Consider the following 10662-nt stretch of genomic DNA (forward strand, 5'->3'; position numbering starts at 1 on the left):
AACCGCCGAACGTGCCGGCGCTGTGGCTCCAGATCTGACCGGACGGGTGCGGCCACGCTCCGCGTGCGCCGCACCCGGCACCCGCCGTACCCCGGATCGGAGGGCCGGCATGCGCCACCCGCTCGCCGTCGTCCTGCTCGCCGTGCTGCTCGGCGCGACCGGCTGCACCGGCCAGCCGGCGCCCACCGCCGCGACCCGCCCCGGGCCGGCCGCCGAGACCGCGACCAGCGGCATCGACGCGCTCTTCCTGGCCATGATGGTGGCGCACACCGAGCAGACCCTGGAACTCGTCCAGGTCGGGCTCGACCGCGGCACCGACCCGGAGATCCGCACGCTGATCGCCGCCGTCCGGGCCACCGAGACCGACGAGCTGACCACCATGCGCGGCTGGCTGCGCGAGGCCGGCCCGTCCGCGGTGGCGGCCGCCGAGCGGCACGACCACTCGGGGCACAGCGACGCCGCCGCCGGGCTGGCCCGGCTGCGGGCCGCCCCGCCCGGCGAGGTCGACCGGGTGCTGCTCGACGTGCTCGGCGCGCACCAGCGGACCGCGGCCGACCTGGCCCGCGCCCAGGTCCAGGCCGGCACCAGCACCCGGGTCCGCGACCTCGCCGGCCGGATCGAGCGATCCCGCACCGCCGAGGTCGCGTTGCTGGCGAAACTGGGCGCCCGGTGACCGGATCGCCGGTCAGTCGGGCAGCGACCGGGCCACCAGCAGCGCCCAGCCGAGGCAACCGAGCGCCGCGGTGCTCAGCACCGCACGGACCACGTTCCAGCGCACCCAGGTGCTCTCGAACGCCGCGCGCAGCTCCGCCGGGTCGGCCAGCCGGGCGGCCCCCGCCTCCAGCCGGTCGTTGAGCGGGACGTTCACCGCCGCGGTCACCGCGAGCACCAGCACGTAGAGCACCAGGGCGGCGATCAGCCACGGCAGTGGTCCGCGCCGCCCGGCGGGCAGGTGCAGCAGGACCGCGGCGAGGGAGCAGACCAGGGCGCCACCGAAGCAGAGCGCGAACCAGCCGTTGAGGATGGCCTGGTTGATCGACCGCATGCCGGCGACGAACGCCCGGTCGTCCACCCGGGCCAGGCCCGGCATCACCGCGTAGGCGAAGGCCGCGAAGAGCCCCGCCGTCAGTCCCGTGGTCACCGTGGCCAGCAGCAGCACGCCGGCCCGGAGGTTCGATGCGATCATGGCGTTCATTGGACACCGGGAGCGGTGGACGCTCCATGGCCGGAACGCCGCGAGCCATACGCGAGCGTCTACGCTCGCCGGGTGGACGTCCTCGCCGACGTGCTCCGCGGGCTGCGCGCCCGGGACGCCTTCCTGCTCCGTACCGTGATGGACCCGCCCTGGTCGATCCGGGTCCGCGACGCCGCCCCGCTGAGCGTCACCACGGTGGTCCGGGGCAGCGCCTGGGTGGTGCCCGACGGCGGCGCGCCGGCGCTGCTGAAGCCCGGGGACGTGGCCGTGCTGCGCGGGCCCGACCCGTACACGGTGGCCGACCACCCGGACACGCCGCCACAGGTGGTGATCCATCCCGAGCAGCGCTGCACCACCCTCGGCGGGCAGGAGCTGACCGAGACCATGGCGCTGGGCCTGCGCACCTGGGGCACCCGGCCGGACGGGGCCACCGCCCTGCTCACCGGCACGTACGCCAGCAGCGGCGCGGTCGGCGCCGGCCTGCTCGCGGCCCTGCCGCCCCTGGTGGTGCTGACCGCCGCCGACGGCGACCTGCCGGTCGTCGCGCTGCTCGCCGCCGAGCTGGACCGGGACGGCCCCGGGCAGGAAGCGGTGCTCGACCGGCTGCTCGACCTGCTCGTCATCGGGGTGCTGCGGACCTGGCTGGCCCGCCCCGGCGCACAGCCGCCCGGCTGGTACCGGGCCTACGCCGACCCGGTGGTCGGCCGCGCGGTCCGGCTGGTCCAGCACGACCCGGCCCGGGCCTGGACGGTGGCCGACCTCGCCGCCGCCACCGGCGCCTCCCGGGCCGCGTTCGCCCGCCGGTTCACCGAACTGGTGGGCGAGCCGCCCATGACCTTCGTCACGAGTTGGCGCCTCGCGCTCGCCGCCGACCTGCTGCGCGACACCGACCTGACCCTCACCTCGGTGGCCCGCCGAGTGGGCTACAGCAGCCCTTTCGCGCTCAGCGCGGCCTTCAAGAGAGTCCGCGGCGTCAATCCCCGCGACCACCGCGCCACGGCCTGAGCGCGGTCCACGGCGCCGGTGATCCCGCTAAACCGGCCGCACGATGTCGCAGCCCATGACTACGCTTCCTGCCGGACGCCGCCCCACCGCACGTCACCCCGCGCCCGCACGGGCGCGCGGCGCCGCCAGCGCCCCCGACCGGACCTGAACCAGGAGACTGTTTGTGACCCAGCAACCTGTCGCGACGTCGAACAAGCTCGACGCCGCGGTACTCAAGGTGGCCGGCGTCGTCGTGCTCGGTGCGATCATGTCGATCCTCGACGTGACGGTCGTGAGCGTGGCGCTGCCGACGTTCCAGAACGAGTTCGACGCCTCCTACGCCCGCGTGGCGTGGACGATGACCGGCTACACCCTCGCCCTGGCCACGGTGATCCCGCTCAGCGGGTGGGCCGCCGACCGGTTCGGCACCAAACGCCTCTACATGGTGGCGTTGGCGCTGTTCACCATCGGCTCCGCGCTGTGCGCGACCGCCGACTCGATCGGCGAGCTGATCGCCTGGCGCGTGGTCCAGGGCCTCGGCGGCGGCATGCTCATGCCGCTCGGCATGACCATCATGACCCGCGCGGCCGGCCCGCACCGGATCGGCCGGCTGATGGCCGTCCTCGGCATCCCGATGCTGCTCGGCCCGATCGGTGGCCCGATCCTCGGCGGCTGGCTGATCGACACCGCCAGCTGGCACTGGATCTTCCTGATCAACCTGCCGATCGGCCTGATCGCCCTGATCTACGCCCAGCTGGCCCTGCCGAAGGACAACCCCGAGCCGTCGGAGTCGTTCGACTTCCTCGGCATGCTGATGCTCTCGCCCGGCCTGGCGCTGTTCCTCTACGGCGTCTCCTCGCTGCCGGAGGCCGGCACGATCCGCGACAACAGCGTCTGGCTGCCCATGCTGGTCGGCGCCGTGCTCGTGGTGGCCTTCGTGTTCTACTCGTTCCGGCCCCGGCACCCGCTGCTCGACCTGCGGCTGTTCCGTAACCGCAACCTGACCATCGCCTCGGTGACCCTGTTCGTCTTCATCATCGCGTTCATGGGCGCGGGCCTGCTGTTCCCGAGCTACTTCCTGCAGATCCGCGGCGAGTCGACGCTGACCGCCGGCCTGCTGATGGCGCCGCAGGGCATCGGCGCGATGCTGACCATGCCGATCGCCGGCATGCTGGCCGACAAGGTGCCGGTCGGCCGGACGGTGCCGTTCGCGCTGGTGCTGATCGCCGCCGGGTTCTTCACCTTCACCCAGGTCGACCCGCACACGTCCTACTGGCTGCTCTGCGGCTCGCTGTTCGTGATGGGCCTCGGCATGGGCGGCACCATGATGCCGATCATGACCTCGGCGCTGAAGACGCTGAACGCCGCAGAGGTGGCCCGCGGCTCGACGCTTGTCAACATCCTCCAGCAGATCGGCGGCTCGGTCGGCGCCGCGGTGATGTCGGTGATCCTCACCAGCCGGCTGAACGGCTCCGAGGTGATCCCCGGCGTGACCGACCCGAGCGGCAAGCCGGTCACCGAGGCCTCGCTGGCCATCGGCACGCAGCTGCGGCCGGAGCTGCTCCAGCAGTTCCCGGTGCCGCCGTCGCTGATCGAGCGCGGGCTCGACTTCGCGGCCAGCTCCTTCGCGACCACCTTCTGGGTCGGCTTCGGGCTGGTGCTGCTCACCTTCATCCCGGCCGCCCTGCTGCCGCGCCGGCGCGAGCCGTCGCACCTGCTCGACGGCGGGTCGGGGGAGGAGCAGCGTCCGACCCCGGTCGCCATCCACTGACCGGCCGGTCGGGTCGCCGGGCACCGTCCCGTCGGCCCGAACCCGGGCAGGCTCGCCGTCGCGGGGCCTGACGCCAACCGGCGTCAGGCCCCGCCGGCCGTCCCGGCACCGGTGGCGCGGCGGATGTCGAGCAGGTGGTGCTCGGCCTCGTGGACTGTGTGCCGGCCGAGCCAGCGCAGCGTCCGCGCCTCGCGCCGCGGCCACGGGTAGACACCGGTGCGGTCCAGCTCGGCCTCGCCGAGCGCCCCGAAGCGGGCGGCGAATTCCGCGGCGGCAGCGGTCAGGTCGGCGAGGACCCGCTCCGGATCCTGCGCGTTGTAGCGCTCGGTGACCACCAGTTCGTCGCGGCCCATCGGTGGGAACTCGGGCTCGTCCACGCGCAGCGCCAGCGCCAGCCGCTCGCCCTGGACCCGGAACACGTCCCGGACGTGGCAGGCGTACTCCAGCGGCGACCACACCTCCGGGGCCGGTCGACGGCGCGGGTCCGGCACCCCGTACAGGGCGGTCGGGTAGCCCGCGGCCACGTCCCGCAGCCGCTGCGGCAGCTCCCCGCTGCCGACCGCGGAATAGACGAACAGGCACTCGTCACAGCGATCCACGCGCTCAGCGTAGGCGGTGTGCCGGCGGACCGGTGGGGCGCGCTCGGGCCGTCGGAGGAGGACAGTCCGGCGAATCCGTCTCCGGCCGCGGACGCCGCGGCGCAGGATGGGCGGTGCGGGCCGGCGTCCGGGATGCCCGCGGGGACAGGAGGGGAGCCGCGGATGACCGCCAACCGGGAGATCGTCGCGGACGCCTTCGCCGCCTGGTCCGCCGGCACCGGCAGCATCACCGGCATCTTCGCCGAGGACATGCGGTGGGAGATCATCGGCCGTTCCGTGGCGGCCGGGTTGTACCAGCCCACCCGGCAGTTCGTCGAGGAGGTGCTGAAGCCGTTCGAGGCGCGCTTCACGGCGGAGGACCCCTTCCGGCCCGTGCTGATCCGGGGCATCCACGAGGTCCGCGCCACCGAGACCGTGGTCGTGGCGTGGAACGGCGCGGGCACCACCACGATCGGCACGACGTACACCGACACGGTGGCCTGGTTCCTGCGGATGCGGGACGGCAAGGTGGTCGAGGGGACCGCCTTCTTCGACAGCATCGCCTTCAACGAACTGTGGCAGGACGTGCCGGCGTAGCGGGACCGTCCCCGCCCGCCCGGCGGCCGAGGCGGCGCGTGGGCCAGGATGGGCGCGTGGATTTCGAGCGGCACCGGGGTGAGTTGCTGGCGTACTGCTACCGGATGCTGGGCTCGTTCCACGAGGCCGAGGACGTCGTGCAGGAGACGATGCTGCGCGCGTGGCGGGCGCGGGACCGGTACGACCCCGCTCGTGCCTCGCAGCGCACCTGGCTCTACCGGATCGCGACGAACGCGTGCCTCACCGCGCTGGAGGGGCGTGCGCGCCGGCCCCTGCCGTCCGGTCTGGGCGCACCGAGCGTCGATCCGGAGGCGCCGCTCACCCCGTCGCCGGAGGTCCCGTGGCTACAGCCGTTTCCGGACGCGCGGGTCGCACCGGAGGCGCGGATCGACCTGCGGCTCGCGCTGGTCGCGGCCACGCAGGCGCTGCCGGCCCGGCAGCGGGCCGTGCTGCTGCTCCGCGAGGTACTGGAGTTCAGCGCCGCCGAGGTCGCCGCGCAGTTGGGCACCACGGTCGCCGCGGTCAACAGCGCGCTCCAGCGGGCCCGCGCCGCGCTCGCGGACGTGGGTGACGTCGGCGAGGTCACCGAGCCGGACGATCCGCGGGTGCGCGCCGTGGTCGACCGGTACGTGCGGGCGTTCGAGGCGGCCGACGTTCCCGGGCTGGTGCGGCTGCTGACCGACCAGGCGGTCCTGGAGATGCCGCCGGTGCCGCTCTGGTACCGGGGCAGCCGCGACTACGGCCGGTTCATGGATCGCGTGTTCCGGACCCGGGGCACCGGCTGGCAGGTGCGGGTGCTGACGGCCAACGGGCAGCCGGCGCTCGCCGCGTACGCGCCGGAGCCCGGGGGACCGCACCGGCTGCACACGGTGCAGGTCCTCACCGTCACCGACGGGCGGGTCGCGCACAACGTGGTGTTCGCCGACCCGCGGGTGTTCGAGGCGTTCAACCTGCCCGCCCGGATTTCCTCCGACGAGTTCCGCCCGGCCCGATGAGTCCGGCCGGTGCCGCCGGTACGTACCGGTGAGCACCTACCGGAGGGACACCATCGTGAGCGTCATCGTCATTCAGTTCGTCACCCTGGACGGCTTCGTGTCGGACCCGGACGGCTCCGGGGGCACGCCCGCGGGTGGCTGGGCCTTTCGGCACGGGCCGGACACGGTCGCTGGGGACAAGTTCCGCCTCGGCGCCGTGCTGGACGAGGGAGTCATGCTGCTGGGGCGTACCACCTGGGAGCTGTTCGCCCGGCTCTGGCCCGGCCGTGACGACCCGTTCTCCGCCCGGATGAACGCGGTGCCGAAACTCGTCGCCACCCGCACGCGCGCCGACGTCTCGGCGTGGGCGAACTCCGCGGTCGTCGAGGGCGATCTCGTCGACGCGGTGAAACGCGAGCGGCGCGACATCATCGTCACCGGGAGCCTCAGCGTCGTGCGCCGACTGATGGCCGAGGACCTGGTGGACGAGTACCGGCTCCTCACCTTTCCCACGATCCTTCGCGCCGGTGAGCGACTCTTTCCGGCGGGCGGGCCGCCCGCGTACCTGGAGTGTCTGTCGGCGGAGCAGGCGGGCGCCGCGGTCCTCGCGCGGTACCGGCGCGCACCCTGACGCTCACCACGTGCCGTGCGGAGCTGCCGTGACCTGGTGCGGCAGGCGTGCGCCGGGTCCGGCCGCCCTTGACTTCGAGCGGAGCCGGCGGTGATGGGCCCGCCCATCGTCTGGCTGGCGTCCGAGGAGGCGGCGGGCGTGCACGACGAGCGCATCGTCGCCGTCGAATTCGAACGCTGGCTGCTCGACAGGACAGGCAGACGGTGAGGGGTGGAGACGGCCGCGGTGAGGTGGCCGCGCATGCGCGCGGGAACGGTGAAAGGCCGGGGTTTCAGGCGCGCAGCCCCGTCCCGGTGGCGATGATCGCCTTCTCGAACCACGCCGCGGTGTTCCCCTCCGAGCGGGTCCAGACCGCGACGCACTGCACCACCCGGCCATGGTGCACGCAGCCGTAGCGGTGGGGAAAGGGCGTGCCGTCGGGGAGCGTCATGGTGGCGGTCACCGCGCGGCCCGGCACGCCGACTCCGCCCGGCAGGTCGGCGGCGGTGTGCCCGTCGGTCACCTGCCCCGCCTCCACGTCCCGGTCGCACGTCTCGAACAGGTCGAAGACCTGCCGTACGGCATCGGCCGCCACGGCTTCGGTCGGGTAGACCACGGTCTCCTGGGCGACCTCGACGAACTCCTGAGGTGCGGTGCCGTCCGGGGTGCCGAAGACGCGCGCCACGGCGACCAGGCGCCGGTCCAGCAGTGGCAGCGGCCGGCCGCACGCCACCCCGTCGGAGTCGAGCTTCTCGCTCCGGTGGGCAGGATCCTCGGTCAGCCCGACCAGGCGCCCCGAGGCGGCGTACCGGTCGCGGAGCCCTTGCGCGGCGCCGCCGTCGGTGGGCGAGGGAGCGGCGAGCGCGGTGGCGGACACCGTGGGCGTCGACCCGCCCGTGGCCGGAGCCGCGTCGCACGCCGCGGTCGAGCAGAGTACGGCGAGGAGAGCCACCGCAGCGGCCAGAGGTCGGATCATGGCGGCGAGCATAGGCGGCGATCGACTCTCGCCGATCGGCCAGGTGTGCGACGGGTGGGTCAGTGTCCGGGGATCAGCACGCTCAGGCAGGTGACGCAGCCTTCGAGCTTCTCGTACTCGCTGATGTCGACGACGACCGGTGTGAAGCCGAGGTCGGCCACGAGCGCCGCGGTGCGCGGCGCCGACGCGGCCAGCAGCACGAGGTCACCCCCGAGGGGTACGACGTGGCAGCCGGCCTCCTCGTCGACCGTGCGCACCGGCCCGCGGAGCGGGGTGGCGTCGATCAGCTCCGGCAGTGCGAGGAGGGTGCCGTCGGGCAGCGCGGTCACGGCCGACTTGAGATGCAGCACCTCGCGCAGCGGGACCTGGATCACCGTGCGCCCGCGGGACGCCAGGTGGGCGCGCAACTGGGCCACGCCCTCGTCGTTGGTGCGTCCGCCCCGGCCCACGTACACCGTGGTGCCGATCTGCAGCACGTCGCCGCCGTCGAGGGTCGCGGGCGCGTCGATGCGGACGACCTCCAGCCCGGCCTCGCGTACCGCCTTCTCCGTGCCGGGGATCTCCGGCCGGCGCTCGGGCGCGCCCGGCCGGGTGATCACCGCCAGGTCGTCGCAGACCACGACGGTGTCCTCGACGAACACCGAGTCGGGGCAGTGGTCGGCGGGCGCGACCTCGCGCACCTGCCAGCCGGCGTCGGCGAGCGCGGCCCGGTACGTCTCGTGCTGACGCCGGGCCCGCGCGACGTCCACGTCGCTGCGCTCGATGTGGGTGACGAGCCCTTCGGCCAGCCGGCCGCTGGGTCGCCGGACCAGGGCGGTACCTCGTGACATGCCGCCAGTCTGCCGGTGACCGTCGGCCAGCTCAAGCGCGGCGGTCGGCGGCTCGTGCTCCGGCGCCGGCGGCAACCGGCAACCGTGACCCGGACGAACCCCGGTCACGGGTCGGGAAAGGACCCGTCGCCGAAGAGCACACGGCGGGCCACGGCCCGCCCCGGCGGCGTGCGCAGCAGCGTGAACGCCGCTGCCGCGACGGCGGGCGTGCGCACCTGGGCCAGTGCCCGGCGCAGCATCAGCCGTCCCCGGAAGCGGGCGCGGAGCGCGGCGCCGTCGTAGCGGGTCAACGGGTCGGCGCGGCCCGCCCGCAGCGCCTCGTCGAGGACGTCGGCCGCGAGCGCCGACAGCCGCAGGCACGGATCGAGACCACCGGCGGTGAGCGGCGAGACCGCGCCCGCCGCGTCGCCGACGAGAAGCCCGTCGGCGCAGCCGATCCGGCGCAACACCCCACCCACGGGGATGGGGCCGCCCCGCCGCTCGACCTCGTCGGGGCGATCCACGGCCGGCAGCCCGGGCGCCGAGGCGGCGAACCGTTCCAGAGCGCTCCGGAGACCGCCGGGGAATCGGTCGGCGTAGCCGGCCACGCCGACGTGGGCGTGCCGGCCGTCGTTGACCACCCAGGCCAGGTAGCCCGGAGCGAGCGAGGGGTCGAGGACGCAGTGGAACGTCGGCGGCTCGTCGCCGGCGGGGATGCCGAACACTTCCTCGGCGCCGACCAGCAGCCGGTGGTTGCGGTCCAGGTCGAGGTCGCGGGCAACCCGGGAGCGGGCGCCGTCGGCGCCGACGACGAACCGCGCCCGGACCGCGACCGGCCCGTCGCGACCGGCCAGGAGGAAGGTGCCGTCCCGCCGGCCGGTGTAGCGGGTGCCCAACGCGATCCGTACGCCGGCGTCGGCCGCGGCGCGGGCCGCGGTGGCGTACAGCGGCGCCATGTCGGCCACCCGGTACTCGTCGCGCGCGCTGACCAGGGGCACCCGGTGGCGCAGCCCCGGCGGGTAGAGCACCACGCGTCGAATGGGTGGCCCGAGGCACTCGGGAGGCAGGGCGAAGTCGTCGAGGGTGCGCCGCACGAAGATCCCCGTGGTGCGGATCGCGCCGGTGAGCGTGGGTCGCCGTTCGACCAGCAGCACGTCGTGGCCCCGCTCCGCGAGCAGCGTGGCCGTGTGCAGCCCGGCGAGGCCGGCCCCGACGACCAGCACGTCCACGGTCGCCGGAGCCGCCCGGGGGACCCGTCGCTCGGTCGGCATGCATCGACTCTCACTCGTAATCTATCGAAAGTCAACAGGCGGTGGGTATACGCCCCGCGTCGCCGCCGACGTCGCTTCGACGAACCGGGGGAGGGCGTACCGGCGTAGCGCCTAGGCTGGTGGGAGGAGCCGGGGAGAGGCGGAAGCGGTGAGCACTGGCGGTCAGGGCCGGTCGACGGCGAGACGGAACCGCCTGCTCCTGGCCGGCCTGCTGGCCGTGGTCGGGCTGATCCTGCTGCTGCTCGGCCTCACCGTCGCCAACGGCGCGGTCGCCGGCGTCGAGGTCGTGCTGGCCCTGCTGCTCCTGATCGCCAGCTACGCCATCCAGCACGTGGCCCGCCGCGACACCCTCTACCGGGACGAGCGGCGGCGCTGAGCGGTCCGGACCGCCAACCCCCGTTAGGCTGGCCCGCGTGGATCAGGAAGACCGGATCGCGCTGTTCCTCGACTACGAGAACCTGGCGCTGGGCGTGCGCGACCATCACGGTGGCCGGCCCTTCGATTTCCGCCCGATCGCCGACGCCCTCGCCGAGCGCGGCCGGGTGGTGGTGCGCCGGGCCTACGCCGACTGGTCGTACTTCGACGAGGACCGGCGGATGCTCACCCGGTCCCACGTCGAGCTGATCGAGATACCGCAGCGGATGGGCGCCTCGCGAAAGAACGCGGCCGACATCAAGATGGCCGTGGACGCCGTCGAGATGGCCTTCGAACGGGGGTACATCTCCACGTTCGTCATCTGCACGGGGGACAGCGACTTCACCCCGCTGGTGCACAAGCTCCGCGAGCTCAACAAGCGGGTGATCGGGGTCGGCGTGGAGAACTCCACCTCGGCGCTGCTGCCGCCCGCGTGCGACGAGTTCCTCTTCTACGACCGCCTCGAAGGGGTCGACGTGCCGC

13 protein-coding genes are annotated in these 10662 nt (G+C 74.0%); 8 read left to right on the forward strand and 5 right to left on the reverse strand.

What is annotated here, in order from left to right:
- Positions 1–109 precede the first annotated feature (109 nt).
- Complete coding sequence (locus ACW0Q9_RS25180; protein ID WP_456185358.1) at positions 110–673, forward strand: DUF305 domain-containing protein; 564 nt, start codon at positions 110–112, stop codon at positions 671–673.
- 12 nt (positions 674–685) lie between these two features.
- Here the strand turns inward: ACW0Q9_RS25180 and ACW0Q9_RS25185 are convergent, their stop codons facing one another.
- Positions 686–1186, reverse strand: a complete 501-nt coding sequence (locus ACW0Q9_RS25185) for an anthrone oxygenase family protein (RefSeq protein WP_456185360.1) — start codon at positions 1184–1186, stop codon at positions 686–688.
- Positions 1187–1267: 81 nt separating this feature from the next.
- Between ACW0Q9_RS25185 and ACW0Q9_RS25190 the strand changes: the two genes are divergently transcribed.
- Both ACW0Q9_RS25190 and ACW0Q9_RS25195 read left to right on the forward strand, forming a co-directional pair.
- On the forward strand, positions 1268–2200 hold the full coding sequence (locus tag ACW0Q9_RS25190) for an AraC family transcriptional regulator (protein ID WP_456185362.1): 933 nt from the start codon (positions 1268–1270) through the stop codon (positions 2198–2200).
- Positions 2201–2363: 163 nt separating this feature from the next.
- A complete protein-coding gene (locus ACW0Q9_RS25195; protein ID WP_456185364.1) occupies positions 2364–3950 on the forward strand; it encodes a DHA2 family efflux MFS transporter permease subunit in 1587 nt (528 codons plus the stop codon).
- A gap of 83 nt (positions 3951–4033) precedes the next feature.
- Here the strand turns inward: ACW0Q9_RS25195 and ACW0Q9_RS25200 are convergent, their stop codons facing one another.
- Positions 4034–4549: a DinB family protein gene (locus ACW0Q9_RS25200; protein ID WP_456185366.1), complete on the reverse strand. Its 516-nt coding sequence runs from the start codon at positions 4547–4549 to the stop codon at positions 4034–4036.
- Between the two features lie 162 nt (positions 4550–4711).
- Here ACW0Q9_RS25200 and ACW0Q9_RS25205 point away from each other — a divergent pair, with 162 nt between their 5' ends.
- The 3 genes from ACW0Q9_RS25205 to ACW0Q9_RS25215 are packed head-to-tail and all read left to right on the forward strand — an operon-like array spanning position 4712 to position 6730.
- The gene (locus tag ACW0Q9_RS25205; RefSeq protein WP_456185368.1) at positions 4712–5125 is read left to right on the forward strand and encodes a nuclear transport factor 2 family protein; all 414 of its coding nucleotides are present in this window, start codon (positions 4712–4714) and stop codon (positions 5123–5125) included.
- A gap of 56 nt (positions 5126–5181) precedes the next feature.
- On the forward strand, positions 5182–6120 hold the full coding sequence (locus ACW0Q9_RS25210) for an RNA polymerase subunit sigma-70 (protein WP_456185370.1): 939 nt from the start codon (positions 5182–5184) through the stop codon (positions 6118–6120).
- Between the two features lie 55 nt (positions 6121–6175).
- Positions 6176–6730: a dihydrofolate reductase family protein gene (locus ACW0Q9_RS25215; protein ID WP_456185372.1), complete on the forward strand. Its 555-nt coding sequence runs from the start codon at positions 6176–6178 to the stop codon at positions 6728–6730.
- A 271-nt stretch (positions 6731–7001) separates the two neighbouring features.
- On the opposite strand, the gene ACW0Q9_RS25220 is transcribed toward ACW0Q9_RS25215, so the two are convergent.
- The 3 genes from ACW0Q9_RS25220 to ACW0Q9_RS25230 form a co-directional block, all read right to left on the reverse strand.
- Entirely contained in the window at positions 7002–7685 is a 684-nt protein-coding gene (locus tag ACW0Q9_RS25220; protein ID WP_456185374.1) for a hypothetical protein, read from the reverse strand.
- Between the two features lie 59 nt (positions 7686–7744).
- Complete coding sequence (ddaH, locus tag ACW0Q9_RS25225) at positions 7745–8515, reverse strand: dimethylargininase (RefSeq protein WP_456185376.1); 771 nt, start codon at positions 8513–8515, stop codon at positions 7745–7747.
- Between the two features lie 104 nt (positions 8516–8619).
- On the reverse strand, positions 8620–9765 hold the full coding sequence (locus tag ACW0Q9_RS25230; protein ID WP_456185378.1) for an FAD-dependent oxidoreductase: 1146 nt from the start codon (positions 9763–9765) through the stop codon (positions 8620–8622).
- 148 nt (positions 9766–9913) lie between these two features.
- On the opposite strand from ACW0Q9_RS25230, the gene ACW0Q9_RS25235 reads away from it, so the two are divergent.
- Positions 9914–10141, forward strand: a complete 228-nt coding sequence (locus ACW0Q9_RS25235; protein WP_456185380.1) for a hypothetical protein — start codon at positions 9914–9916, stop codon at positions 10139–10141.
- Between the two features lie 37 nt (positions 10142–10178).
- A partial coding sequence (locus ACW0Q9_RS25240) for an NYN domain-containing protein (protein ID WP_456185382.1) occupies positions 10179–10662 on the forward strand: 484 nt, incomplete at its 3' end.

Source organism: Micromonospora sp. I033 (assembly GCF_053890995.1).